Consider the following 26,177-nt stretch of genomic DNA (forward strand, 5'->3'; position numbering starts at 1 on the left):
TTCCTTAGCGGAACAGCCACACCCGCATGAGCGAGAGCAGCTGGTCGGTGTTCACAGGCTTGGCGATGTAGTCGCTGGCGCCGGCGTCGAGGCACTTCTCGCGGTCGCCCTTCATGGCCTTGGCCGTGAGCGCCAGGATCGGCAGCGTGCGGAACTCGGGCTTCTTGCGGATCTCCTTCATCGTCTCGTAGCCGTCCATCTCCGGCATCATGATGTCCATCAGCACCATCTCGAGGTCGGGCGTGTTCTCGATCATCTCGATCGCCTGGCGGCCGTTGGTGGCGCTGATGACCTCGACGTCGTGGTTCTCCAGCACCGAGGTCAGCGCGAAGATGTTGCGCGCGTCGTCGTCCACCACCAGCACCTTGCGACCGTGCAGCACCTCGCCGGAGTTGTGCAGGCGCTCCAGCATGGCCTGCTTCTCCTGCGGCAGCTGCGTGACCACGCGGTGCAGGAACAGCGCGGTCTCGTCCAGCAGGCGCTCGGGCGACTGCACGTCCTTGAGCACGATGCTCTTGGCCATCGTGTTCAGGCGCTGCTGCTCATCCTGCGACAGGTCCTTGCCCGTGAAGACCACCACCGGCACGGCCGCGAGCTCGGCCTCTTCCTTCATGCGCTCGAGCAGGTCGAAGCCGGTCATGTCGGGCAGGCGCAGGTCGAGCACCACGCAGTCAAAGCGGTGGTTGCGCAGCAGGTTCAGCGCGTTCTCGCCGCTGCCGGCCGACGTGATGTCGATGTCGTCGTAGCCCAGCAGCTCCACCACCGCATCGCGCTCGATCTCGTTGTCCTCCACCACCAGCAGGCGCTTGGTGCGCGGCACCGTGAAGTCCTTGAGCTTGTCGATGGCGGCTTCCAGGTTCTCGGTGGTCGGCTCCTTGAGCAGGTACGAGAAGGCGCCGTGCGCGAGGCCGTGCTGGCGCTCCTCTTCCAGCGTCAGGATCTGCACCGGGATGTGCCGCAGCTCGGGGTCGAGCTTGAGCTGGTTCAGCACCGTCCAGCCCAGCATGTCGGGCAGGAAGATGTCCAGCGAGATGGCCGTGGGCTTGTACTGGCGCGCCAGCGACAGGCCCATCGCCCCCTTCATCGCCACCAGGCCCTTGAAACCGCGGTCGCGCGCCAGCCCGAGCAGGATGCGCGCGTAGTGCGGGTCGTCCTCGATGATCAGCAGCACGGGGTCGCCGTCCTCGATCATCTCGCGGTCGTCGGGCACGTGTTCCTCGCGCGCGACGGGCAGCGCCATGATGGGCACGGCGGTGTCCTGCGGCGCGCGGGTCTGGCGCATCGCGGTGGACGAGTCGGGGCCCGAGTAGTGCAGGGGCAGGTAGAGCGTGAAGGTCGAGCCCTGGCCCGCCACGCTGCGCAGGCGGATCTCGCCGCCCAGCAGGATGGCCAGTTCGCGCGAGATCGCCAGGCCCAGGCCCGTGCCGCCGTACTTGCGCGACGTGCCCGCGTCGGCCTGCTGGAAGGCCTCGAAGATCAGGCGCTGCTTCTCGGGCGGCACGCCGATGCCGGTGTCCTCCACCTCGAAGGCGATCACATGCTGCGATTGCGACAGCACCGGGTGGTCGTGCGACCAGCCGCCGTCCGCGAAGCCGACGCGCACTTCCACGTGGCCTTGCGACGTGAACTTCATCGCATTGGAGAGCAGGTTCTTCAGGATCTGCTGCAGGCGCTTGGGGTCGCTGTCCATCGAGCGCGGCAGGTGCTCGCCGAACTTGACCACCAGCGGCAGGTTCTTGGCCTCGGCGATGTGGCGGAAGTTGCGGTCCACCGATTCGCGCAGCCAGTTGAACGAGATCTCCTCGACGTCCACCGTCACCGTGCCCGACTCGATCTTCGACAGGTCCAGGATGTCGTTGATCAGGTTCAGCAGGTCGGAGCCCGAGGAGTTGATGTTGCGCGCGAACTCGATCTGCTTGGTGTTCAGCGTGTTCGGCGCGTTCTCCGCGAGCTGCTGCGACAGGATCAGGATCGAGTTGAGCGGCGTGCGCAGCTCGTGCGACATGTTCGCCAGGAACTCGGACTTGTACTTGGACGTGAGCGCCAGTTCCGAGGCCTTCTCCTCCAGCGCGCGGCGGGCCTGCTCCACTTCCGCGTTCTTGCGCTCGACTTCCTCGTTCTGCTGCGCCAGCAGGCGGGCCTTCGTGCCCAGTTCGTCGTTGGCGTTCTCCAGCTCGATCTGGCGCGCCTGCAGTTCCGCCGTGAGCTGCTGCGACTGCGTCAGCAAGTTCTCGGTGCGCATGGTGGCCTCGATGGTGTTGAACACCGCGCCGATGCCCAGCGCCAGCTGGTCGAGGAAGTTCAGGTTGACCGCCGTGAAGGGGTGCAGCGAGGCGAGCTCGATCACCGCCTTGGTCTGGTTCTCGAACAGCACCGGCAGCACCACCACGCTGACGTACTTGGCTTCGCCCAGGCTGGAGCTGACCGTGACGTACTCGGACGGGACGTCGGTGAGCAGCAGGCGGCGGTTCTCGACCGCGCACTGGCCGACCAGGCCCTCGCCGAGCTCCAGCGTGTCGGACAGCCGGACGTTCCCCGCCTGCGCGTAGGTCGAGAGCAGCTGCAGCTGCTTGCCCTCGTTCGCGGTGTCGCGGCTGTGGTAGATCGAACCCTGGTGCGCGTTGACCAGCGGCGCAAGCTCCGACAGCAGCATCTTGCCCACCGTCGACAGGTCGCGCTGGCCCTGCATCATCGAGGTGAAGCGCGCCAGGTTGGTCTTCAGCCAGTCCTGCTCGCGGTTCGATTCCGTGGTCTCGCGCAGGTTCGAGATCATGGTGTTGATGTTGTCCTTGAGCTCGGACACCTCGCCGCGCGCGTCCACCTGGATCGAACGCGTCAGGTCGCCCTTGGTCACGGCCGTTGCCACTTCGGCAATCGCTCGCACCTGCGTGGTGAGGTTGGCCGCCAGCAGGTTGACGTTACCGGTCAGGTCCTTCCACGTGCCCGCGGCGCCCGGCACGTGCGCCTGGCCGCCGAGCCGGCCTTCCACGCCCACTTCGCGCGCCACGTTGGTCACCTGGTCGGCGAAGGTCGCGAGCGTGTCGGTCATGTTGTTGATGGTGTCGGCCAGCGCCGCCACCTCGCCCTTGGCCTGCACCGTCAGGCGCTGCGTGAGGTTGCCGTCGGCCACGGCCGTCACCACCTTCACGATGCCGCGCACCTGCTCGGTCAGGTTCGAGGCCATGAAGTTCACGCTGTCGGTCAGGTCCTTCCACGTGCCCGCGATGCCGGACACCTGCGCCTGGCCACCGAGCTTGCCTTCGGTACCCACTTCGCGGGCCACCCGCGTCACTTCCGAGGCGAAGGCGTTCAGCTGGTCGACCATCGTGTTGATGGTGTTCTTCAGGTCGAGGATTTCGCCCTTCACGTCCACCGTGATCTTGCGGTTCAGGTCGCCCCGCGCCACGGCCGTCGTCACCTCGGCGATGTTGCGCACCTGCGAGGTGAGGTTCGCGCCCATCGTGTTCACCGAGTCTGTCAGGTCCTTCCACGTGCCCGCGACGCCCGGCACCACGGCCTGCACGCCAAGGCGCCCTTCGGTACCCACTTCGCGCGCCACGCGCGTCACTTCCGAGGCGAAGCTTCGCAGCTGCTCCACCATCGTGTTGATCGTTTCCTTCAGCTGGAGGATTTCGCCGCGCACGTCCACCGTGATCTTCTTGGACAAGTCACCGTTCGCCACGGCCACCGTCACTTCGGCGATGTTGCGCACCTGGTTCGTCAGGTTCGACGCCATCGAGTTCACGTTGTCGGTCAGGTCCTTCCACGTGCCGGCAACGCCCGGCACCGCGGCCTGGCCACCCAGCTTGCCTTCCGAACCCACTTCACGCGCCACGCGCGTCACTTCGGACGCGAACGAGGACAGCTGGTCCACCATCGTGTTGATGGTTTCCTTCAGCTGCAGGATCTCGCCCTTCACGTCCACCGTGATCTTGCGGCCGAGGTCGCCCCGCGCGATGGCGGTGGCCACGTCGGCGATGTTCCGGACCTGCGCCGTGAGGTTGTTGGCCATGGAGTTGACGTTGTCGGTCAAGTCCTTCCACGTGCCGGCCACACCCGGCACCACCGCCTGGCCGCCGAGCTTGCCTTCGGAGCCCACTTCGCGCGCCACGCGCGAGACTTCCGCGGCGAACGAGCGCAGCTGGTCCACCATGGTGTTGATGGTTTCCTTCAGCTCCAGGATTTCGCCGCGCACGTCCACGGTGATCTTCTTGGAGAGGTCGCCGTTGGCCACGGCGATGGTCACGTCGGCGATGTTCCGCACCTGGTTCGTCAGGTTGGACGCCATCGAGTTCACGTTGTCGGTCAGGTCCTTCCACGTGCCGGCCACGCCGGGCACCTGCGCCTGGCCGCCCAGCTTGCCTTCGGTACCCACTTCACGCGCCACGCGCGTCACTTCGGACGCGAAGCCGTTCAGCTGGTCCACCATCGTGTTGATGGTTTCCTTCAGCGCCAGGATCTCGCCCTTCACGTCCACCGTGATCTTGCGCGAAAGGTCGCCGCGCGCGATGGCGGTGGCCACGTCGGCGATGTTGCGCACCTGGCCCGTGAGGTTGGACGCCATGAAGTTCACGTTGTCCGTCAGGTCCTTCCACGTGCCGGCCACGCCGGGTACGTCCGCCTGGCCGCCCAGCTTGCCTTCGGTACCCACCTCGCGCGCCACACGCGTCACTTCCGAGGCAAAGCCGTTCAGCTGGTCCACCATGGTGTTGATGGTGTTCTTCAGTTCCAGGATTTCGCCCTTCACTTCCACCGTGATCTTGCGCGACAGGTCGCCCTTGGCCACGGCGGTGGTCACTTCCGCGATGTTGCGCACCTGACCCGTCAGGTTGTTGGCCATCGAGTTGACGTTGTCGGTCAGGTCCTTCCACGTGCCGGCCACGCCGCGCACCACGGCCTGGCCGCCCAGCTTGCCGTCCGTGCCCACTTCGCGCGCCACGCGCGTCACTTCCGAGGCGAACGAGTTCAGCTGGTCCACCATCGTGTTGAGCGTGTTCTTGAGTTCAAGAATTTCGCCCTTCACGTCCACGGTGATCTTCTTGGAGAGGTCGCCGCTGGCCACGGCGGTCGCCACGTCCGCGATGTTGCGCACCTGCGCCGTGAGGTTCGACGCCATGGAGTTCACGTTGTCGGTCAGGTCCTTCCACGTGCCGGCCACGCCGGGCACCTGCGCCTGGCCGCCCAGCTTGCCTTCGGAGCCCACCTCGCGCGCCACGCGCGACACCTCGCCCGCGAAGCCGTTCAGTTGGTCGACCATCGTGTTGATGGTGTTCTTCAGCTCCAGGATTTCGCCGCGCACGTCCACGGTGATCTTCTTGGACAGGTCGCCCCGCGCCACGGCGGTCGTCACTTCCGCGATGTTCCGCACCTGGGCCGTCAGGTTGCCGGCCATGAAGTTCACGGAGTCGGTCAGGTCCTTCCACGTGCCGGCCACGCCGGGCACCTGCGCCTGGCCACCGAGCTTGCCTTCGGTACCCACTTCGCGCGCCACGCGCGTCACTTCGGACGCGAAGCCGTTCAGCTGGTCGACCATCGTGTTGATGGTGTTCTTCAGCTCCAGCACCTCGCCGCGCACGTCCACCGTGATCTTCTTGGAGAGGTCGCCGTTGGCCACGGCCGTCGTCACCTCGGCGATGTTCCGCACCTGGCCGGTGAGGTTGTTCGCCATGAAGTTCACGTTGTCGGTCAAATCCTTCCACGTGCCGGCCACGCCTTCCACCACCGCCTGGCCACCCAGCTTGCCTTCGGTGCCCACTTCGCGCGCCACGCGCGAGACTTCGCCGGCAAAGCCGTTCAACTGGTCCACCATGGTGTTGATGGTCTGCTTGAGCTGGAGGATCTCGCCCTTCACCTCCACCGTGATCTTGCGCGAGAGGTCGCCCTTCGCGATGGCGGTCGCCACGTCGGCGATGTTTCGCACCTGGCCCGTGAGGTTGGAGGCCATCGAGTTCACGGAGTCCGTCAGGTCCTTCCACGTGCCGGCGATGCCCGACACCTGCGCCTGGCCACCGAGCTTGCCTTCCGTGCCCACCTCGCGCGCCACGCGCGTCACTTCCGAGGCGAAGGCGTTCAGCTGGTCCACCATCGTGTTGATGGTTTCCTTCAGCTCCAGGATCTCGCCCTTCACCTCCACGGTGATCTTGCGCGAGAGGTCGCCGCGCGCGACCGCGGTGGTCACCGTCGCGATGTTGCGCACCTGCGAGGTGAGGTTGTTGGCCATGGAGTTGACCGAGTCGGTCAGGTCCTTCCACGTGCCCGCTACGCCGGGCACCACGGCCTGGCCGCCCAGGCGGCCGTCGGTACCCACCTCACGCGCCACGCGCGTCACTTCCGAGGCGAAGGAGCGCAGCTGGTCCACCATGGTGTTGGTGGCTTCCTTCAGCTGCAGGATTTCGCCGCGCACGTCCACCGTGATCTTCTTGGACAAATCGCCGTTGGCCACGGCGATCGTCACGTCGGCGATGTTTCGAACCTGCGCCGTCAGGTTGCCGGCCATCTGGTTGACCGAGTCGGTGAGGTCCTTCCACACGCCCGACACACCCTTCACCTGGGCCTGGCCCCCGAGCTTGCCTTCCGTGCCCACTTCGCGCGCCACGCGCGTCACTTCGGAGGTGAAGACCGAGAGCTGCTCGATCATGGTGTTCACCAGCTTGGCCGAGCGCAGGAATTCGCCCTTGAGCGGGCGGCCGTCCACCTGCAGGTCCATCGACTGGCCCAGGTCGCCCTTGGCCACCGCGCCGATGGTCCGCGCGATTTCATTGGTCGGGCGCACCAGGTCGTCGATCAGCGTGTTGAAGGAATCGACCTGCTCGGCCCAGGCGCCCGCGACGCCCGGCGTGGACAGGCGCTGCGTCAGGCGCCCTTCCTTGCCGACGTTGTTCGACAGGCGCGCGGCTTCCTCGGTGATGCGTTGCGCGTTGCTGATGCACTGGTTGAAGGCTTCGGCGATGCCGCCTTCGGTGCCGCTCCACGTGGCGGGCAGGCGCGTCGCGAAATCGCCGCCGGCGAAAGCCTTCAGCGCCGCGAGGACCTGGCGGGCCTGCTCGACATCGGCGGCCGCGGGTTCGCGTGTCTGGATCGGTTTGACCTTGGCGTTGGCGGCCGGGGTGCCGCGGGTCTTGGCGGCACCGTTTTTCTTGCGCGCCTGGGGATGAACGGACTGGTCCATGGGCTTCGACGCCTCCGGGTTTTTTTGGGAATTCGGGACCCGCGGATGGGCAGGCAGAAAGGGCAGTGTCTTCCTCAATTCCCCCAGCGGACGTAGGACGATTCCGACAAGCTCTGCCAGCCTACGGCTGAGCAGCAAGAACCTTTACATAACGTTCTCATGTCCGTCGTCCCGATGCGACGGCCCGGCGTCGGGGCGCTCCTACCCGGCGCGCCGTTGGGGCGTCCCAAGATGGGTGCGACAAACGAGGCAGTACCCACCATGAAAGACGAACTCACCCTGGCCGACGGCGGCGCCTGGGCCGTCACCGGCATCCTCACCGACCTGCAAGGCGCGGTGCTCACCAGCAGCGTCGGCGACGGCGGCCTCGCCGGCACCCTGGACTTGGCCGCCGGCCTGCTCGCGGCAGTGAACGACGCGAGCTTCGGCTCCGCACACCTCGAAGGAGAACTGGGATGAACCCGAAGGACAAGCAGGCGCCGCAGACCGGCAAGGTCGAGAACGACCGCAACAAGGCCGGCGAGCAGGCGCCGACGCAGAAGAACGAAGGCCGCCGCACGCCGCAAAGCCGGCACGACCGCGAGTCGCACATCGGCGGCAACAACCAGAACCAGGCGCGCACCGGCGGCAAGCGCGGCGGCCGCGGGTCGAACGGCGCCGGCTAGGCCCTACTGCGAAACGAGCGGCACGGCCACGATGGCCGTGGGCCGCAAGCGGCCCGGGTCACGCAGCGTTGCGTCGGGCTGGAAGTGCGCGACGTGCGAGTTCGCGATCACGTGCAGCGCGCCACCCACGATCGTCCCCGTTGTCGGCTCGGCGAACTCCGGGTGGCGGCTGGCTTGCAGCACGCGCACGCCGGTCACTTTCTGCGCGGCTCCATCGAGCTCCACGCGCACCACGCGCCCGGGGTTGCTCACGTTCTGCACGCCGACGAGCGCGCCTTCGTGCCAGTACAGGCCGTCGATGCCGCCCGTCACCACGTCGTCGGGCTGCGCCATGCGGGCGGCCGCGCCGGTGGCCGGGTCGATGCGCGCGATGCCGGTGTTCAGGGCGACGTAGACGATGCCCCCGGGCGAGACCGCCACCCCGTTCGCGCCGGGCAGGCCGGTCTCGCCGACACGTTGCGCCGACGAAGCGCCCGGTGCGATGCGGTACAGCCGCCCGGCCGCGGAATCGGTGACGTACCAGCTGCCGTCCGGGGCCAGTGCCAGGTCGTTCAGCTGCATCGCGTCGGGCACGTCGATGCGGGCGAGGCGCCGGCCGCTCGCCAGCGCGAAGCACACCACGGCGTTGCGCCTTTCCTTGCTGGCGCCGTCCTCGAAGCCGTTGGTGCTGACCGCGCACAGCCAGTCGCCCTTCGCATCGATGGCGAGGCCGAGCACCCGGTCCAGGCCGGTCGCGAAATCGCGTGCGCGGCCTTGCGCGTCCACCGCGACGATCTTGCGCTGCGCGATGCTGCCGATGTAGTGGACGCGCCGCCGTGCGTCGTAGGCGATGCCTTCGGGCACGAGTTGCGCATCGGCCAGGCGCAGCACCACCGGGGCGTCGGCGGTGCGCGGCTCCTCGTCGGCCAGTTCGCGCACGACGGCCTGGAACGAGGCGTCCGCCCACAGTGGCTCGAACATCTGCCGCGCCGGCACGATGCCCAGCCGCCGGCCCTTGAGCGAGCGCAGCTGCGCGATGGCTTCGTCCTTCTGCCCCAGCCCCGCGTGCGTGAACGCCTGGAAATACGCGAGCAGCCCGTCGCCCGGCCGCGCCTGGCGCAGCTCCTGGATGCGCGCGAGCTGCGCCTTCAAGGCGGCTTGCGGGTCGGCATCCTGCGCGTGGGCGCAGGCGGCGCACGCCAGCAGCAACGCAGCGAGCCACCTCATGCGCGGAACCGCTTGCGCGTGAGCGCCAGCGCCACCCAGTACGCCACCACGGCATACGCCACGAGCACGAGCGCGTGGCGAACCGGATGCTCGGGCCAGCGGTCCAGGAACATGGGCCGCACCAGCTCCACCGCGTTGGTCAGCGGCAGCCAGCTGGAGACGAAGCGCAGCGGCGCGGGCAGCTGGTCCAGCGGGAAGAACACGCCCGACAGGAACATCATGGGCGTGAGGAACAGCGTGAAGTAGTAGGTGAAGAAGTCGTAGCCCTTGGCGAGCGCGTTGAAGATGAGCGCGATGCACGAGAAGGTGATGCCCACGCCCAGCAGCACCGGCCACGCCGCCAGCAGCTTGGGGCTGTGCGTGATGCCCAGGCCCAGCATCACGACGAGGATGGCGGTGATCGTGAACAGCGACTTGAACGCGGCCCACAGCATCTCGGCCATCACGATGTTGTCCAGGTTGACCGGCGCGTTCATGATGCCGTCCCAGGTCTTCTGCACGTGCATGCGCGAGAACGCGGAGTACAGCGCCTCGAAGGACGCGGCGTTCATCGCGCTCATGCAGATGGCGCCGCTTGCCAGGAACAGGATGTACGGCACCTTCTCGCCGCCGGTCTGCACGGTGCCCACCAGCGCGCCCATGCCGTAGCCGAAGGCCACGAGCCAGATGAGCGGCTCGGCGATGTTGCCCACCAGGCTCGGGATCGCGAGCTTGCGCCACACCAGCAGGTTGCGCAGGAACACCGGCCACCAGCGCGGCGACAGGTCGGGGGCGCGCCAGATCGAGTTCATCCTTCCTCCCGGATCTGCCGGCCCGTGAGCTTGAGGAACAGGTCCTCGAGGTTGGCCGGCCGGTGCAGCACGCGCAGCTTGGGGTGGTCGCGGCCGAAGGCATCGAGCAGCGGCTTGGCGTCCTGCGTGTAGAAGAAGACCGTCTCGCCGCTGACTTCGACGCGCGAGGCCATCTGCTTCAGCGGCGAGTCGGCCAGGGCCAGTGCGCCGTTGCCGTACGCCTCGACCACGTCGGGCTCGAGGTACTCCGCGATCAGGTCGCGCGGCTTGCCTTCGGCGATTTTCTTGCCGTGGTCGATGACGAGCAGGCGCGAGCACAGGCGCTCGGCCTCGTCCATGAAGTGCGTGGTCAGCAGGATCGACTTGCCTTGCTGCAGCAACAGCTGCAGCCGCTCCCACATCAGGTGACGCGCCTGCGGGTCGAGTCCCGTGGTCGGCTCGTCCAGCATGAGCAGCTTCGGATCGTTCACGAGGGCCCGCGCCAGCGACAGGCGCCGCCGCATGCCCCCGGACAACTCGCCGGGCTTGGCATCCGCCTTGTGCGAGAGCGCCGCGAACTCCAGCAGCTGCGGGATGCGGCTGCGGATGTGCGCATCCTTCATGCCGAAGTAGCGGCCATAGACGAGCAGGTTCTCGGCCAGCGTGAAGTCGGGGTCCAGCGTGTCGAACTGGCTGACCACGCCCAGCTGCGCCTTGATGGCCAGCGCGTCGCGCGGCATCGTGAGCCCCAGCGCCTGCACCTCGCCCGCGTCGGGCACGGTGAGGCCCAGGCACATGCGGATGGTGGTGGTCTTGCCGGCACCGTTGGGGCCGATGACGCCCAGGCACTCGCCGCGCGCGATCGAGAACGACAGGTCGCGCACCACCTCCTGCGCGCCGTAGCGCTTGGTCAGGTTGCGGGCCTCGAAGAGCGTGTCGTCCATGCCGGGGGCCATTGTGCCCAACTAGAATCGACCGCCATGTCGCGCTTCCTCGTCACGCCGCAGTACGTCCTGCCCAAGCTGCTGATGACGCAGATGGCGGGGGTCGTCGCCAACCTGCACGGCGGCGCGCTCACGCATGCGCTCATCCGGCGCTTCGTGCGCCAGTACAAGGTGGACATGTCGGAGGCCGCCAACCCCGACATCGAGAGCTACGCGACCTTCAACGACTTCTTCACGCGGCCCTTGCGCGAAGGCGCGCGGCCCATCGCCGGCGCGCCCTTCGTCTGCCCGGTGGACGCCGCCATCAGCCAGTTCGGGCCGATCGAGCACGACCAGATCTTCCAGGCCAAGGGCCACAGCTACTCGACGCGCGCGCTGGTCGGCGGCGACCAGCAGCTCGCCCACCAGTTCGACCATGGGCACTTCGCCACGCTGTACCTCGCGCCCAAGGACTACCACCGCATCCACATGCCGTGCGACGGGCGCCTGACGCGAATGATCTACATCCCCGGCGCGCTTTTCTCGGTGAACCCGCTCACCGCGCGCCACGTGCCCAGCCTGTTCGCGCGCAACGAGCGCGTGGTGTGCGTCTTCGACACCGAGTACGGGCCGTTCGTCAACGTGCTCGTCGGCGCGACCATCGTCGGCAGCATGGCCACCGTGTGGCACGGCGTGGTGAACCCGCCGCGGCCGGGAAAGATCCGCGAGTGGCGCTACGACGACCAGGACATCCGCCTGAAGAAGGGCGAGGAGATGGGGCGCTTCCTGCTCGGCTCCACGGTGGTGATGCTGTTCCCCAAGAACGTCGTGGTGTTCCACCCGGACTGGGCGGCGACGCGACCGGTGCGGCTGGGCGAGGCGATGGCGACGCTGCGCGGGGCCGAGAGCCCCGTGTAAGGCGGCGGTCGCCGGCAGCCGTTAGCATGCTGCCATGCACACCGCCCCCACCACCAACCCCGCACCGCTCTCCCCGTTCCACCTCGCGTTTCCCGTGCACGACCTCGCTGCCGCGCGCCGCTTCTACGGCGACCTGCTCGGCTGCCCCGAGGGCCGCTCCAGCGACGAGTGGGTGGACTTCAACTTCTACGGCCACCAGATCGTGGCGCACCTGGCCCCCGACGAGACGGGCGAGGCGCGCAAGAGCGCGGTGGACGGCCACGGCGTGCCGGTGCGGCACTTCGGCATCGTGCTGCCGATGGCCGAGTGGGACGCATTGGCCCAGCGCCTGAAGGCGCATGGCACGAGCTTCGTGATCGAGCCCTACACGCGCTTCAAGGGCGAGCCCGGTGAACAGGCCACGATGTTCTTCCTCGACCCGAGCGGCAACGCCATCGAGGTGAAGGCGTTCGCGGACATCGGCAAGCTGTTTGCGAAGTAAGGCTTACTGGAACGCCACCTCGTCGAACGCCCGCAGCTTGCGCGAGTGCAGGCGCTGGCTGCCCTGCTCGCGCAGGATCTCGATGGCGCGCATGCCGATGCGCAGGTGCTGGTCGACGCGGTCGCGGTAGAACTGGTTGGCCATGCCCGGCAGCTTGATCTCGCCGTGCAGCGGCTTGTCGCTGACGCACAGCAGGGTGCCGTAGGGCACGCGGAAGCGGAAACCGTTGGCGGCGATGGTCGCGCTTTCCATGTCCAGCGCCACGGCGCGGCTTTGCGAGAAGCGCCGCTGCGGCTCGTTGCCGGGCAGCAGCTCCCAGTTGCGGTTGTCGGTGCTGGCCACCGTGCCCGTGCGCATGATGCGCTTGAGGTTGTCGCCCGCGAAGCCCGTGACGTCGGCCACGGCCTTCTCCAGCGCCAGCTGGATTTCGGCCAGCGCCGGGATCGGCACCCACACCGGCAGCTCCTCGTCCAGCACGTGGTCCTCGCGCACGTAGGCATGCGCGAGCACGTAGTCGCCCAGCTGCTGGCTCGAACGCAGGCCCGCGCAGTGGCCCAGCATCATCCACGCATGCGGTCGCAGCACCGCGATGTGGTCGGTGATGGTCTTCGCGTTGGCGGGGCCCACGCCGATGTTCACCATGGTGATGCCGCCGTGGCCCGGGCGCATCAGGTGGTAGGCCGGCATCTGCGGCAGCCGCGCCGGGATGGTGCCGCGCTCGTCGCCCGCCTCGGCGGCGCTGGCGGCGCGGCGCGTCACCACGTTGCCCGGCTGGACGAAGGCCATGTAGGGGCTGTCGGGGTTGGCCATCTCCTCGTGCCCCAGGCGCACGAACTCGTCGATGTAGAACTGGTAGTTGGTGAACAGGACGAAGTTCTGGAAGAAGTCGGGCGCCGTGCCGGTGTAGTGGCGCAGGCGGTGCAACGAGTAGTCCACGCGCGCGGCCGTGAACAGCGCCAGCGGATGCGGCTCGCCCTGGCGGTGGCGCCAGGTGCCGTTGGCGATGCCGTCGTCCATGTTGTGCAGGTCGGGCAGGTCGAACACGTCCTGCATGAGCATGCGGCGCTCGGGGGCGAGCGAGCCTTCGATGTGCTCGTTCTCGGCGAAGGAGAAGTGCACGGGGATGGGCTGGGTGCTGGTGCCGACTTCCAGGTCCACGCCATGGTTGCGCTGCAGCAGCCGGAACTGCTCCAGGTAATAGTTGGCGTACAGGTCGGGCCGCGTGAGCGTGGTCTCGAAGCGCCCCGCGCCCGACACGAAGCCGTACGACAGGCCCTGGTTCTCCAGCAGATTCTGGTTGACGGCGCTGTCGGTATGGATGCGCACGAAGGGGTAACAGGCGCGCACGTGGCCGGGCAGCGTATCGCCCGCGACGAAGCGCTGCATGGCCTCGCGCAGGTGCGCGATCTGCTGGTCGTAGATGAAGCGGACCTGCGCCAGCGCACTCTCGGCATCGCCGTGTCGGGTGGGCGCGATGAAGGGCGGCATGTAGGGCATGTGGCCTATTGTGCCCATCCCGTGTGACGCCGATTCGCAGCCCTGCGGTGCCGGGAATACGTCCTACAAGGTGTAACGAAAGCCCCTGACGTTACAAATCCCGACCGTCGGCGACAGTCTCTGCATCGCCCAACGCGACCCGTTGTGCAGAAAAAAAGGAGCACCTGCGAATGACGACTGCAACGATGGCCGGCAACCCCTTTGCGCTGATGACCGACCCCGCCGCCGTGCGCGAAACGGTCGAACGTTCCGATGCGCTGCGGCGCTTGAGCCAGCGGCAATGCCATCCGCTCGACCGTGCGGTGATCCGCAGCGCCAGCGCCGAGCTGGCCGCCTACGACGCCAAGATCGACCGCACCACCGTGTACCTGCCGCCGGAAGAAGAGACCGCCAAGCCCACCGCGCGCACCTACGGCAAGTCGATCAACTGAGGCCCACCCCATCCATGAAAAACGCCCGCTGATGCGGGCGTTTTGCTTGGGGCGGCCGTGCGCTACTCGTAGCGGCGGCCCCGGCCGCGGCCTTCGTCCTCGCGCTGCGCCTGGCGTTGCTGGCTGCGCTCCTCGCGGCGCTGCTGCTGCGCTTCGCGGCGCTGCACCTGCTGCTGCGGGTGCGCCTCGCGCTGCTGTGGCGCCTGCTGTTGTTGCTGCTGCGCCCAGGCCCGCTGCTGCTGCACCTGCTGCTGCTGCGCCTGCCACGCCTGCTGGCGCTGCATCTCGCGCGCGGCCTGCTGCTGGCGCTGCGCTTCCTGGTGCTGGCGCTGCTGCATCTCGTGCTGCTGGCGCGCCGCTTCCTGGCGCTGGGCCTGCACGGCCTGCTGCTGCTCGCGCCATTGCTGCTGCTGGCGCTGCGCCTGCATGTCGCGCACCTGCTGCTCGCGTTGCTGCTGCGCGGCGCGCTGCTGCTCGCGCATCGTGTCGCGCTGCTCACGCTGGGCTTCGTGGCGCTCGCGCTGCACCTCGCGCTGCGAGAAGTCGCGGCGCTCGGGCGGCTGGAAGATGCCGCGCGCCTGTTCGCGCTGCTGCTGCGGCGGCGTGAAGCGCTGCACCGGCGGCGGCGCGGCGCGCACGTGCTGCTCCCGCTGCTCGCGGCGGAACTCGCGCGACGGCATGGGCGGCGTGACCTGCTGCACGCGCGCGATGTCGTTGGCGTTCACGCGGCTCCAGCGCCCGGGCACGTGGCGGCCGCGGTTGAAGTCGTCGGTGCGCATGGCGGTGATGGCATCGGGACGCGACAGGAAGCGGTGCGGGCCGTTGTTGTACGAGCGGCTGCCCACCACCACGTAGCGGTTGACGTTGCGCACGTACACCGGGCTCGCCGCGTAGAAGGGCTGCCAGATCTCGCCGGGGGCCAGCGGGTACCAGCCGATGCCGGGGCCGCTGGAGAACGAGAAGCTCACGCCGCTGCCGCCGCCGACGAAGGCGACCAGCGCGGGCGAGTACACGGGCCGGCGGCCGATCGGGCCGGGCACCCACGCCCAGCGCGAACCGATGGTGGCCCAGCGGCCGTAGTGGAAGGGCGCGAATCCCCAGGGCGCGTCGTCGATCCAGGTCCAGCCCCAGGGGGCGATCCATTCCCAGCGGCCGTAGCGGTACGGCGCCCAGTCGGCCACGCTCACCTGCGGGTACCACACGGCGCCGTACTCCGGGTCCTGCGACCATTGGCCGTGGTTGTCCAGCTCCTGGTAGCCCACGACGTCGCGCGGGATGTGGCGCGCGGCGATCGACTGGTCCTCGGCGCGGTTGCGGTCCAGGGCCCAGCGCTCGAAGCCGTTGTCGGCCAGTTGCGGCGGGTTGGCCAGCTGCGCGAGGTCGCGCCCCGCGAAGGCGGCCTGCCGGCCCGCGGTGATCTGTTGCGCGCCGCCGTTGGCGCCGAAGACGGCCGTCGAGCCGCTGCGCACGGCCACGCGCGTGAAGCCCTGCTGCGCGTCCACGTCCATGCGCCAGTCGCCGGGCTCGGTGACGCGCAGCGCCAGCTGCGGCGTGTCGATCTCGAAGTTGTCGCCGCCGCGCATCTCGCGCACGCGCGCATTCACCACGCCCTCGTTGACGCGCAGCTGCACCACGTCCTCGTCCACCGCCATCACTTCCACGAAGGTGCGGCTGTCCATGTGCACCACGGCGGAGCCGAAGTGCACCTCGGCGCGCGCGCCCTCGTCGGTCCACAGGCGGTCGCCGCGCGTGAGCGGCCGGTTGCGCGGCACTTCGGTCCAGTCGGTTTCGCCGGCCGGTGCGAACACCACCGAGCCTTCGAGGGCCGTGATGGTGCCCACGCGCGCGGGCGGGTCCGCGCCCTGCGAGGGGGCGACGACGGCCTGCTGCTGGGCCATGGCGGCGCCGGCGAAGGCGAACACCAGCAGCGCCAGGCAGCGCGCCAGGAAAGAGGGAAATGCGGTACTGCGATGCATCTTCATGGAGGGCCTCCTCCCCGTTAGAACGCGCCTTGGACCAAAAGAGCCGCAAAGCGCAGGTAAAGCTCGTAAATGGATCAGCTGGTGCGGCCGGGGTTCAGGATGGGGACGCCGCGCTGCCACACCTCGGGCTCCGCGGCCGGCTGCGAACGGCGCAGGTCGGGGCGCTGGCGTGTCTGCGCCCGCGCACGCTGCTGCTCCTCGAACGCCTGCTGGTCGCGCTTCCACTGCTCGGCGAGCAGCTGCTGCTGGCGCGCCCACGCTTCGCGCTGCGCCCGCTCCTTTTCCTTCTCTTCGGAGACGCGGCGCAAGGCCTCTTCGCGCTGCGTGCGCTGCGCCTGCAGCACCTGGGCCTCGCGCTCGGCGGCGCGGCGCGAACGCTCCACTTCCTGCGCGTGGGCGATGCGGCGCGCCTCGTCGTCCTTCTTCGCGGCCACGGCCATGCGCTTGGCTTCCTGCGCACGCCTGGCCTGCAGCTCGCGCTCCACGCGTGCCTTCGCAACCTGGTCGCGCTTGGCCTGTTCGCGCTTGGCGACCTGCTCGCGGCGCGCCTGTTCGGCGGCGGCGCGCTGTTGCTGCTGCTGCGCCGCGCGGGATTGCCTGGCCTGTTCGGCCTTGGCCAGCTGCTCGCGTTGTTCGCGCACTTCGCGCTGCTTCGCCACTTCGGCGCGCCGTGCCTGCTCGGCGGCGCGCTTGTCCTGCGCCACCCGCGATTGCTCCAGCGCCCGCTGCTGCTGTTGTTGTTGCGCGAGGCGCGCTTGTTGCTCCGCGGCGGCGCGCTCGCGTTCGGCGACGGCGCGTTCCTGCTCGCGCGCGGCCTTCGCCTGCCCGGAGCGCTTGGCCTCTTCCGCCTTCGCGACCTGCTCGCGTTCCTTGCGTTGCTGGTCGTCACGCGCCAGGCGTTCGCGTTCGGCGCGCGCCTGCGCTTCGGCCTGCTTCTGCGCCTCGGCCGCCTGCTTCTTCTGCACCTCGGCGAGCTTCTGCGCTTCGGCGGTCTTCTGCGCCTCCAGCTGCTTCGCCGCATCGGCCTGGCGCTGCATCTCGAGCTGCTGCGCCGCCGTCGGTCCCTTGTTGACCGCGGGCTTGATTTCGGGGTTGGACGCGCGCGCCACCATCGTCTTCGCGCGCTCGGGCATCGCGGGCGGGGCCACCACCTGCGCGTTGGTCAGCGCGTTCGCGGCCACGCGCAGCCAGCTGCCCTTGGACGGCTTGCCGCGCTGGAAATCCTCCATCGCGACCGCCGTGAGGGCCTCGGGCTTGCGCTGGTAGGCATAGCTGCCGTCGGCCAGCGGCGGCATGTTGGCGTTGACGCTGCTGATGTACAGCGGCGTCGCCTTGTACGTGGGCTGCCACGCCTCGCCGGGCGCCAGCGGGAACCACGCCACCGTCTGCTTGCCGCCGACGGCCAGCGGCGCAGCGCCGTGGCCGACGAAAGCCACCAGCGCCGGCGCATAGATCGGGCGCAGGCCCATGCGGCCGGGCACCCAGCCCCACTTCTTGCCGACGAGCGTCCAGCGGCCGTAGTGCGACGTCACGAAGGCCCACGGCGCTTCGTCGATCCAGGTCCAGCCCCAGGGCGCGAGCCATTCCCAGCGGCCGTTGCGGTACGGCGCCCATTCGGCCTTGACGCTTTGCGGGTACCACACCACGCCGTGCGTGGCGTCCTGCTGCCACTGGCCGGTGGTGTCGAGCAGCTGGTAGCCCACCACCTCGCGCGGCACGTAGCGCGCGGCCACCGACTGGTCCTCGCGGCGGTTGCGCTCCGCGGCCCAGCGGTCGAAGTTGTCCTGCGGCGGCTGCTCGTGCGAATCGACCTGCGCGAGCGTGCGGCCCTTGAAGATGATCTGCTGGCCGCCGCCCATGGGCAGGGCCTGGCCCTTCTCGCCGTAGACGGCGCCGGTGCCGGAATGGATGGTCACGCGCGTGGTGCCGCGCTGCGCATCGACGTCGATGCGGTAGTCGCCGGGATAGGAAGCGCGCCACGCGAGGTTGGGCGTGTCGACCTCGAAGTTCTCGCCTTCGGGCAGCGAGCGCACGCGCAGGTACACCGTGCCTTGCGTGACCGACAGCTGCGTCGACTGGTCGTCCAGCGCCAGCACCGTCACGTGCGTGCGGCCGTCCATGCGCACCGCGGCGGAGCCCGCCTGCAACTCGGCGCGCACGCCCTTGTCCGTCCAGAGCTTGTCGCCGGGCGACAGCGGGCGGTTCAGGTCGGCGTCGGTGAATTCGTCATCACCGGACGGCGCGAAGCTCACCGCGCCTTCGCTGTAGTTGATGCGGCCGATGCGGCCCGGCGGGTCACCGCCCTGCGCGAAAACTGTGCTGGCGAGCACACCCAGCAGCATCGCTGCCGAGATGCGGATCGAGAGGAAAAAAGGGCGCGCGCGCATGAGGACCACCTCCTGCGAGTAGAACGCCTGAGCTGGGGTGCATAGGGATAACGGGAGGTAAAGCGCTGCGGGTGTTCCGCGCTATTTTGTAATCCGCTGTAAAGACGAGCCAGCCGCCGTGAAGAATTCACGCGCTGGCGAAGGCCCGCAACTCGCCGCGCATCCAGTCGATGAATGCACGCGTGCGCGCCGGCAACAGCCGCGCATGCGGGTAGACGGCCTGGATCGGCCGCGGCGGCCGTTCGAACGCTTCCAGCACCACCTTCAGTTGCTTACTCGCGATGAACGGCGCGACCTGGTACGAGAAGAACATGCCGAAGCCCAGCCCTTCGGCGCAGGCCTGCACGGCGGGCAGCACGTGGTTGAACTCGACGTTGCCCGCCACGTCGACGCGGAACGCCCGGCCCTTTTCCTGGAACTCGCCAAAGCCGGTGGGCCCGCCCATGGTGCGGATGCAGTTGAAGCGCAGCAGGTCGCGCGGATGCCTAGGCACGCCGTGCTTGCGCAGGAACGCGGGCGTCGCGCAGACGACGCGGCGCACGCGGCCCAGCGGCGTCGCGACGAGCGACGAATCTTCCAGGTGGCCGATGCGGATGCCGACGTCGATGCCTTCGTCGACGAGGTTGACCACGCGGTCGAGCAGCACGACGCTGCAGAGCACGTGCGGATGCTCGCGCAGGAAGCGCGTGACGGCCGGCGCGACGTGCATCTGGCCGAAGAGCACCGGGGCGGTGATGGTGAGGTGGCCGGCAACCTCGCGCGCGCCCGCGGAAAGCGCCAGCTCGGATTCCTCCACTGCGGCGAGGATCTGGCGCGCGCTCGCCAGGTGCACCTTGCCGTCCTCGGTGAGCGCGATGCGGCGCGTGGTGCGGTGGAACAGGCGCACGCCGAGCTCGGCCTCGTAGCCGGCCAGCGAGCGCACGACGGCGGGCAGCGACAGGTCGAGCGTGCGCGCCGCACGCGTGAGGCTGCCTTCGTCGGCGATCGCGACAAAGGTCTGCAGGGCCTTGAAGCGGTCCATTGCTGCACATTCTGCAGCAATCTCCTGCAGGGGGCGGCATTTATTCCAGCGGCGTCCCTGCCCAGAATCCGCCGCATGAACCGACCCGCCCAACCGATCCGGCTGTACCGCTTCGCCCTCTCGGGCCATTGCCACCGCGTCGAGCTGTTCCTGCGCCTGCTCGGGCTGCCCTACGAGCTGGTGGACGTCGACCTGCGCCAGCGCGAGCACAAGACGCCCGAGTACCTGGCGAAGAACGCCTTCGGCCAGGTGCCGGTGATCGAGGACGGCGACGTGACGCTCGCGGACTCCAATGCGATCCTCGTGTACCTCGAAGGGACATATGCGCCGGGCTCGTGGCTCCCGCGCGACCCGCTGCGCGCGGCGCACGTGCAGCGCTGGCTGTCCGTATCCGCGGGCCAAGTCGCCTTCGGGCCCGCCGCCGCGCGCGCCGTGGTGGTGTTCGGGCGCAGCGACGACTGCACGCCGTTCATCGCGCGCGCCAACCAGCTGCTCGCCGTGATGGAGCAGGAGCTCGCGCAGCGGCCGTGGCTCGCGGGCCCCGAGCCGACGCTGGCCGACATCGCGAACTACAGCTACATCGCGCACGCGCCCGAAGGCAACGTGTCGCTCGAGCCCTATCCGAACGTGCGTGCCTGGCTCGCCCGCATCGAGGCGCTGCCGGGTTTCATCCCGATGCCGCGCTCCAACGTCGGCCTGCGCGCCGCCGCTTGAACCGTGGGCGCCTTCCACGACGGGGAGCTCGCGTTGCAGGTGCGCGCGGGGGTGCGCGAGCGGCTGGGCGACGGGCCTTTCATCCGCGACCACATGCCGCAGCAGCACTGCGACTTCTTCGCGCTGCTGCCTTTCGTCCTGGCGGGCAGCATCGCCGCCGACGGCCAGCCCTGGGCATCGGTGCTCACCGGGCCGGTGGGCTTCGTGCAGTCGCCCGATCCGCGCCTGTTGTCCGTGCGCGCCCAACCGGCGGCGCATGATCCCCTGTCGGCGAACCTGCAGGCGGGCGCGGCGCTGGGGCTGCTGGGCATCCAGCCGCACACGCGCCGGCGCAACCGGCTGAACGGCCATGTCGCCGCCGCCGACGCGAGCGGCTTCCTGGTGTCGGTCGACCAGAGCTTCGGCAACTGCCCCAAGTACATCCAGGCGCGCGAGGCGACTTACACGGGACCGGCGTCCGCTCCGGCCGCCACGCGTCTCGAGCGGCTCGACGACGCCGCCGTGCAGCTGGTGCGTTCGGCCGACACCTTCTTCATCGCGACGGCGCATCCGCAGGCCCGCTCGAGCGCGAGCCGCGAACAGGGCGTGGACGTGTCGCACCGCGGCGGCAAGCCGGGCTTCGTGCGCGTGGACGATGGTGTGCTGACGGTGCCCGACTTCACCGGCAACTCCTTCTTCAACACGCTCGGCAACCTGGTGCTGGAGCCGCGCTGCGGCCTGCTGTTCCTCGACTTCGAGCAGGGCGGCACGCTGCAAGTGGCGGCGCGCGCGGAGATCGTCACCGAAGGCGCAGAGCTGGCGTCGTTCCGCGGCGCGCTGCGCCTTCTGCGGCTGCACGTCACCTCGGCGATCCGCGCGGAACAGGCCTTGCCGCTGCGCTGGACGAAGGCCGAGCTGTCGCCCGTACTCGCGGATACAGGCCACTGGTAGCGTGGCTATGATCCGCGCCATGAACCACCTGCGGATCCTCCTGCTCTCCATCGCCGCGCTGCTGGCCGGCTGCGGCACCACCGGGACCGGGACCGCGCCTGGCGGGCGCGGCAGCGGCGGCGACCCGCTGCAGCGCTACTCCAACGCCTACCTGAAAGGCGACGCGCGCACGGAAGCCATGGAACTGGAGCGCGCGCGGACCGAACCCGGCGTGACGCCCGTCGTCGCCGCGCGCATCGAGGTCACGCGCTGCGCGCTGCAGGTCGCGAGCCTCGTGTTCGAGGCCTGCCAGGGCTTCGACCGGCTGCGCCGCGATGCGGCCCCGGCCGACCGCGCCTATGCCGATTACGTCGCGGGACGCGTGACACCGGCCGACGTGCCGTTGGTACCCGAGCAGCACCGCGCCATCGCGGCGGGGCGCGAAGACGCCGGCACGCTGCAGGCGATCCGCGACCCCGCGTCACGCCTTGTCGCCGCCGGCGTGCTGCTGCGCACCGGGCGGGCCACGCCGCAAGTGGTGCAAGTCGCCGTGGACACAGCGTCGCAGCAAGGCTGGCGCCGGGCGCTGCTGGCATGGCTGAACGTGCAGGCGCAACGCGCGGACCGCGCGGGACACCGCGACGAAGCCGAACGCATCCGTCGCCGCATCTCGCAGGTCGGCGAGGCGCACTAGGTCAGCCCGGCAATCCGGTTTCCTGCCGATACAGCTGCGGCAGGAAGTGCTCGAAGAGGCCCACCTCCTCGATGTTGTGACGAAGCCAGGCCAGGCCGTGGCGCTGGTCGAAACCGAAGCGCTGGATCAGCGGCGTGAGCGCGGCGCGCCAGCCGGACACGCCGCCCACCAGCAGGCGGTTCTCGTAGAGGGTGCCTTCGGGCACGCGCTTGAAGGCGTATTCCATCCGCACGATGCCCGGGATGCCGAACAGCCGCGGGTTGTGGATGAAGCCTTCCTCGTCGAGCTTCTCGATGTCGCTCACCACGTCGACGCTGTAGCAGCGCTGGCCGCCCAGGTACTCGCGCAGGCGGATCTGCGCGCCGGGGCCGACGGTGCCGTCGGGCAGGCGCCGCGCATAGCTCGCATGCACGTGGTCATACGGGTGCCAGGCGCGGTAGCGGTTGATGCGCTGGCCGTCGACGACGACGTCACCCTCGAGGTGCGCGAACCACCACGCGAGCATGCGCGGCGTGACGCCGCGCAGGATGTCGTGCCGGATCCAGTAGCTCAGGCGGCCGTCGGGCAGGCGCTCGGCGCCGCACTCGGCGGAACCCAGCGACTTCATCGGCCACGGGACGGTCGCCGGGTCGGCCGGCATGGGCCGGTCGTCCGGATAGGCGGGGAAGTCGCGGGGTGCGCCGCGGCCGATGTGCAGGGGAAGGGCAAGGGTGCTCATGGGTCTCCTTTCAATGGTATAGCGAATGCTATACACATGACTGAGATCAGTCAAGTGTTTGCTATACAATAACCCCATGCACGACCCCGTCACTCCCCTGCCGGCCCGCCGCGGTCCCGCGCCGACCAAGCACCTGGACATCCTGTGGGCCGCGGCGCAGCTGTTCAGCCGCCGGGGCGTGGCCGGGAGCACCACGCGCGAGATCGCGGCGGCCGCCAACACGACGGAGCGCACGCTGTTCAAGCACTTCGGCAGCAAGGAAGGACTGGTGCACGCCGTGATCGCCGAGGCGGTGGTCGCGCACATCGCACCGACATCGCTGGAGGCGCTGCGCCGCGCCATCGAGGCCAGTGCGGACGACCTCGAAGGCTGGCACGCGGAACTGCTGAAGGCGCGCTCGGCCAGCTTGGAGGAAAACGTCGAGTTCACGCGCCTGCTGCTGGTGGAACTGCTGCGGGACGAACAGCTGCGCGAGCAGTTCGCGAAGGAATGGCTGGCCGCCGTGTGGGAGCCGCTGCTGGCCCTGTTCCGCAAGCTGCAGCGCGAAGGGCGCCTGCGCCGCGACATCGGGGCCGAGGCGCTGGTGCGCATGTTCCTGTCGCTCAACGTCGGCCACCTGGTGGCGCGGCACATCCTGGCGCCCGATGCGCAGTGGGACGGCGCAAAGGACCTCGCCGCCGTCGCTTCGTTCTTCGCGCGCGGCGCCGCGCCCGGCTAGTCGCGCCGCTCCTCGTTCCACTTCGTGTGGAACTTGCCCGGGCGGTCCAGCCGCTGGTAGGTGTGCGCGCCGAAGTAGTCGCGCTGGGCCTGCAGCAGGTTGGCCGGCAGGCGCTGCGACCGGTACGCGTCGTAGTAGGCGAGCGCGCTCATGAAGGCCGGGATGGCGATGCCGTTCCTCGCAGCGCTCGCCACCACCTCGCGCAAGGCGCCGTGCGATCCGGCCATCACGTCCGCGAAGTGCGGGGCCAACATCAGGTTGGCCAGCTTCGGATCGCGTGCATAGGCGCCGCGGATGTCCTCCAGCAGCTTCGCGCGAATGATGCAGCCCGCCCGCCAGGTGGCTGCGATGGTGCCCATGGGCAATTGCCAGCCGTATTCCTGGTCGGCGGCGGCGAGCAGGCCGAAGCCCTGCGCATAGGCGCACACCTTGGCTGCCAGCAACGCTCGTTCGATCACCTGCACGAACGCCGCGCGGTCGCCCTGGAACTCGCGGGCGGGGCCGGCCAGGACCTGCGCGGCCTGCGCGCGCTGCTCGCGCACCGCGCTCACCGTGCGCGCGAACACGGCTTCGGCGATCGTCGGCGCCGTCACGCCCAGGTCCAGCGCGGCCTGGCTCGCCCACTTGCCGGTGCCCTTCTGCTCGGCGGTGTCGACGATCAGGTCCACCAGCGGCCGGCCGGTCTCGGGGTCCACGCGGGTCAGGATGTCCGCGGTGATGCCGACCAGGTAGCTCGCGAGCTCGCCCCGGTTCCACTGCGCGAACACCTCGGACATCTCGCGCGGGGACATCCCCAGGAGCTCCTGCATCAGGAAATACGCCTCGCACAGCACCTGCATGTCGGCGTACTCGATGCCGTTGTGCACCATCTTCACGTAGTGGCCCGCCGCGCCCGGCCCCATCCACTCGCAGCACGGCTGCCCATCCTCGGCGCGCGCGGCGATCGCCTGCAGCAGCGGGCGGATGCGCGGCCAGGCGTCCGGCGCGCCGCCGGGCATGATCGCCGGGCCGTTCAGCGCGCCCTCCTCGCCGCCGCTGACGCCCGCGCCGACGAACAGGATGCCCACGTGTTGCAGCTCGGCGAGGCGCCGCTCGGTGTCGGTGTAGCGTGTGTTGCCGCCGTCGATGACGATGTCGCCGGCGGCCAGCCACGGCCGCAAGTCCTGCAGCACCGCATCGACTGCCGCGCCTGCCGGCACCATCAGCAGCAGCACACGCGGCGTGCGCAATGCGCCTGCGAGCTCCTGCAGCGAACGCGGGGCGCTGCCGCCCGTGCGCTGCGCGAAGCGTTCGCGCTTGCCCTCGTCGACGTCGAAGCCGCTGACGGCGAAGCCCTGGCGGCGGAAATTGAGCGCCAGGTTCTCGCCCATGACGCCGAGGCCGACGATGGCCAGGTCGTGAAGCTGCGGGGATGCCATGCCCGCGATTGTGCGGCGGTTCAGCGCGGGCGCGGCGTGCGGAAGGTGATCGAGTAGCGCAGGGTGGGCGTGGGCGCGACGCTGTGCTGCCACTCCCAGCGCGCGGGGCCGCGCAACAGGTAGATGGAACGCGGCGCGACGGCGATCTTCAGGATGTCGGCCTTCTTCGGCGCGTCGGGCGGGTAGGGGCGGAAGCGCATCACGGCTTCGGAGAGCAGCGAGACGCCGATGACGTCCTCGAAGTCGGGCACGTCGCGGTGCCAGCCCAGGGGCGTGCCTTCGCGGTATTCGGCGACGAGCACCTGCGTGAAGTCTTGGGGTTCGACCCCCAGCCACGCGGCCACCTTGCCACGCAGCGGATCGAGTTCGGCGGGGATCGGCGGACCTTCACCGAGGCGGTTGCGCACGTAGTCGTACTTGCCCCCGAAGCTCACGACCCGGCGCCGGGCCGTGTAGCCCTTGTAGTCCATCTCCTTGAGCGGCAGCGACTGCGCGAAGGCGATCCAGTGCCGCTCTTCTTCGGGCGACAGGAAGCCGGTCTCGTAGCGCATGCCCGCGGGCAGCGCCACGGCGGGAGCGCCGAACAGGTCGTCCTGGCCGCTCATGGGCGCCGCATCAGCGGCGGCAGCGCACCTGCACCCAGTAGTTGGGTGTCCATTCCGGCGGGCTGTTCACGTTGTAGACGCTCGCCGAGACGTCGGTGGCCACGTAGAACTTGCCGTTGCGCCAGACCGCCTGGCCCGGCATGTAGCGCGCGTTGGGGTCCCAGCGCGGCGCGCGGCAGTCGTAGCGGCGGTGGTCGTGGCGGTAGCCCGGCTCGTAGGACTCGTGGGTTTCGCCCTGCGCGTAGTAGCGCGGCTGTTCGTAGACATAGCGCTCCACGCGCACCGCCTGTGCCGAGGCGGCCGCGGCGACCGTCGCGAGGGCCGTGGTCGCCAGTGCAAGTGTCCATGCTCGTGTCATCGCATTCTCCCAAGGGTTGTGCGTACCCTCATTGGGTTCCGAAGCGCGCGGGCACTGGGTCGGCGAGGGATGAGGATGGACGTCGGCCGGATGTGACACAGCCAAATAAAAAACCCGGCACCGAAGTGCCGGGTTCTTGACGAGCTACGCCGGTTAGGGCTTGCTCGCCGTCGGGAACGGCCAGGCCGCTTGCGGGTTCAGCGTTGTCTGAGCCGCAGGGGCCGCCGGCATGCTCGCAGCAGCCGGCTTGGCAGCAGGTGCTTTCGCAGCCTTCTTTGCCGGAGCCTTCTTTTTGGCAGCCTTTTTCGCTGGCGCCTTCTTCTTCGCGGCCTTTTTCGCTGGCGCCTTTTTCTTGGCGGCCTTCTTGGCCGACGACTTCTTCGCCGTCTTCTTCTTGGCTGCCTTCTTCGCCGTCTTCTTCGCCGGACGCTTCGCAGCCTTCTTCGCCGTCTTCTTGGCGGCGGGGCGCTTGGCGGCCGACTTCTTCGCTGCCGGGCGCTTCGCTGCCGACTTCTTGGCGGCGGGGCGCTTGGCGGCGGACTTCTTCGTGGCCTTCTTGGCCGATTTCTTCGCAGTTGCCATTGCTCTATCTCC

At 69.1% G+C, this 26,177-nt stretch carries 22 protein-coding genes; 9 read left to right on the plus strand and 13 right to left on the minus strand.

The window, feature by feature from the left end:
• Positions 1-4: 4 nt before the first annotated feature.
• Positions 5-7,168, minus strand: a complete 7,164-nt coding sequence (locus WG903_RS01650; RefSeq protein WP_340072450.1) for a HAMP domain-containing protein — start codon at positions 7,166-7,168, stop codon at positions 5-7.
• A gap of 261 nt (positions 7,169-7,429) precedes the next feature.
• On the opposite strand from WG903_RS01650, the gene WG903_RS01655 reads away from it, so the two are divergent.
• Complete coding sequence (locus tag WG903_RS01655) at positions 7,430-7,627, plus strand: hypothetical protein (protein WP_340072451.1); 198 nt, start codon at positions 7,430-7,432, stop codon at positions 7,625-7,627.
• Positions 7,624-7,833 (plus strand): hypothetical protein, encoded by a 210-nt coding sequence (locus tag WG903_RS01660; RefSeq protein WP_340072452.1) that lies wholly within the window; start codon positions 7,624-7,626, stop codon positions 7,831-7,833. The genes WG903_RS01655 and WG903_RS01660 overlap by 4 nt, the downstream gene beginning before the upstream one ends.
• Positions 7,834-7,836: 3 nt before the next feature.
• On the opposite strand, the gene WG903_RS01665 is transcribed toward WG903_RS01660, so the two are convergent.
• Genes WG903_RS01665 through WG903_RS01675 form a run of 3 tightly spaced genes read right to left on the minus strand, consistent with a single transcriptional unit; the run spans position 7,837 to position 10,753 of the window.
• Complete coding sequence (locus tag WG903_RS01665) at positions 7,837-9,039, minus strand: SMP-30/gluconolactonase/LRE family protein (RefSeq protein ID WP_340072453.1); 1,203 nt, start codon at positions 9,037-9,039, stop codon at positions 7,837-7,839.
• A complete protein-coding gene (locus tag WG903_RS01670; RefSeq protein ID WP_340072454.1) occupies positions 9,036-9,830 on the minus strand; it encodes an ABC transporter permease in 795 nt (264 codons plus the stop codon). Before WG903_RS01670 ends, WG903_RS01665 begins: the two co-directional genes overlap by 4 nt.
• Positions 9,827-10,753, minus strand: a complete 927-nt coding sequence (locus WG903_RS01675; RefSeq protein WP_340072455.1) for an ATP-binding cassette domain-containing protein — start codon at positions 10,751-10,753, stop codon at positions 9,827-9,829. The genes WG903_RS01670 and WG903_RS01675 overlap by 4 nt, the downstream gene beginning before the upstream one ends.
• A 36-nt stretch (positions 10,754-10,789) precedes the next feature.
• On the opposite strand from WG903_RS01675, the gene asd reads away from it, so the two are divergent.
• On the plus strand, positions 10,790-11,650 hold the full coding sequence (gene asd, locus WG903_RS01680) for an archaetidylserine decarboxylase (RefSeq protein ID WP_340072456.1): 861 nt from the start codon (positions 10,790-10,792) through the stop codon (positions 11,648-11,650).
• A gap of 34 nt (positions 11,651-11,684) precedes the next feature.
• Positions 11,685-12,131 (plus strand): VOC family protein, encoded by a 447-nt coding sequence (locus WG903_RS01685; protein ID WP_340072457.1) that lies wholly within the window; start codon positions 11,685-11,687, stop codon positions 12,129-12,131.
• A 3-nt stretch (positions 12,132-12,134) separates the two neighbouring features.
• On the opposite strand, the gene WG903_RS01690 is transcribed toward WG903_RS01685, so the two are convergent.
• Complete coding sequence (locus WG903_RS01690; protein ID WP_340072458.1) at positions 12,135-13,628, minus strand: AMP nucleosidase; 1,494 nt, start codon at positions 13,626-13,628, stop codon at positions 12,135-12,137.
• Positions 13,629-13,798: 170 nt separating this feature from the next.
• On the opposite strand from WG903_RS01690, the gene WG903_RS01695 reads away from it, so the two are divergent.
• On the plus strand, positions 13,799-14,059 hold the full coding sequence (locus WG903_RS01695) for a hypothetical protein (RefSeq protein WP_340072459.1): 261 nt from the start codon (positions 13,799-13,801) through the stop codon (positions 14,057-14,059).
• A gap of 62 nt (positions 14,060-14,121) precedes the next feature.
• Here WG903_RS01695 and WG903_RS01700 read toward each other — a convergent pair whose 3' ends face one another.
• The 3 genes from WG903_RS01700 to WG903_RS01710 form a co-directional block, all read right to left on the minus strand.
• The gene (locus WG903_RS01700) at positions 14,122-16,041 is read right to left on the minus strand and encodes a DUF6600 domain-containing protein (RefSeq protein ID WP_340072460.1); all 1,920 of its coding nucleotides are present in this window, start codon (positions 16,039-16,041) and stop codon (positions 14,122-14,124) included.
• Between the two features lie 74 nt (positions 16,042-16,115).
• Positions 16,116-18,428 carry a DUF6600 domain-containing protein gene (locus WG903_RS01705; protein ID WP_340072461.1) on the minus strand — a complete coding sequence of 771 codons (2,313 nt, stop codon included), beginning with the start codon at positions 18,426-18,428 and terminating at the stop codon, positions 16,116-16,118.
• A 127-nt stretch (positions 18,429-18,555) separates the two neighbouring features.
• Positions 18,556-19,449: a LysR family transcriptional regulator gene (locus WG903_RS01710; RefSeq protein WP_340072462.1), complete on the minus strand. Its 894-nt coding sequence runs from the start codon at positions 19,447-19,449 to the stop codon at positions 18,556-18,558.
• A 75-nt stretch (positions 19,450-19,524) separates the two neighbouring features.
• Here WG903_RS01710 and WG903_RS01715 point away from each other — a divergent pair, with 75 nt between their 5' ends.
• From WG903_RS01715 to WG903_RS01725, 3 genes are read left to right on the plus strand one after another with little or no spacing between them, the layout of a single operon-like run.
• A complete protein-coding gene (locus tag WG903_RS01715) occupies positions 19,525-20,163 on the plus strand; it encodes a glutathione S-transferase family protein (RefSeq protein WP_340072463.1) in 639 nt (212 codons plus the stop codon).
• A 3-nt stretch (positions 20,164-20,166) separates the two neighbouring features.
• Positions 20,167-21,093: a pyridoxamine 5'-phosphate oxidase family protein gene (locus WG903_RS01720; RefSeq protein WP_340072464.1), complete on the plus strand. Its 927-nt coding sequence runs from the start codon at positions 20,167-20,169 to the stop codon at positions 21,091-21,093.
• Between the two features lie 19 nt (positions 21,094-21,112).
• Positions 21,113-21,766: a hypothetical protein gene (locus WG903_RS01725; protein ID WP_340072465.1), complete on the plus strand. Its 654-nt coding sequence runs from the start codon at positions 21,113-21,115 to the stop codon at positions 21,764-21,766.
• 1 nt (position 21,767) lies between these two features.
• On the opposite strand, the gene WG903_RS01730 is transcribed toward WG903_RS01725, so the two are convergent.
• Positions 21,768-22,484 carry a DAPG hydrolase family protein gene (locus tag WG903_RS01730; RefSeq protein ID WP_340072466.1) on the minus strand — a complete coding sequence of 239 codons (717 nt, stop codon included), beginning with the start codon at positions 22,482-22,484 and terminating at the stop codon, positions 21,768-21,770.
• Positions 22,485-22,560: 76 nt separating this feature from the next.
• On the opposite strand from WG903_RS01730, the gene WG903_RS01735 reads away from it, so the two are divergent.
• Complete coding sequence (locus tag WG903_RS01735) at positions 22,561-23,202, plus strand: TetR/AcrR family transcriptional regulator (RefSeq protein WP_340072467.1); 642 nt, start codon at positions 22,561-22,563, stop codon at positions 23,200-23,202.
• On the opposite strand, the gene gndA is transcribed toward WG903_RS01735, so the two are convergent.
• From gndA to WG903_RS01755, 4 genes are all read right to left on the minus strand, one after another.
• The gene (gene gndA / locus WG903_RS01740; protein WP_340072468.1) at positions 23,199-24,620 is read right to left on the minus strand and encodes an NADP-dependent phosphogluconate dehydrogenase; all 1,422 of its coding nucleotides are present in this window, start codon (positions 24,618-24,620) and stop codon (positions 23,199-23,201) included. The genes WG903_RS01735 and gndA overlap by 4 nt on opposite strands.
• A gap of 20 nt (positions 24,621-24,640) precedes the next feature.
• The gene (locus WG903_RS01745) at positions 24,641-25,225 is read right to left on the minus strand and encodes an alpha-ketoglutarate-dependent dioxygenase AlkB (RefSeq protein ID WP_340072469.1); all 585 of its coding nucleotides are present in this window, start codon (positions 25,223-25,225) and stop codon (positions 24,641-24,643) included.
• Between the two features lie 10 nt (positions 25,226-25,235).
• Positions 25,236-25,583 (minus strand): hypothetical protein, encoded by a 348-nt coding sequence (locus WG903_RS01750; protein WP_340072470.1) that lies wholly within the window; start codon positions 25,581-25,583, stop codon positions 25,236-25,238.
• Positions 25,584-25,736: 153 nt separating this feature from the next.
• A complete protein-coding gene (locus WG903_RS01755) occupies positions 25,737-26,165 on the minus strand; it encodes a histone (RefSeq protein WP_340072471.1) in 429 nt (142 codons plus the stop codon).
• Positions 26,166-26,177 lie beyond the last annotated feature (12 nt).

Source organism: Ramlibacter sp. PS4R-6, assembly GCF_037572775.1.
Classification (GTDB): domain Bacteria; phylum Pseudomonadota; class Gammaproteobacteria; order Burkholderiales; family Burkholderiaceae_C; genus Ramlibacter.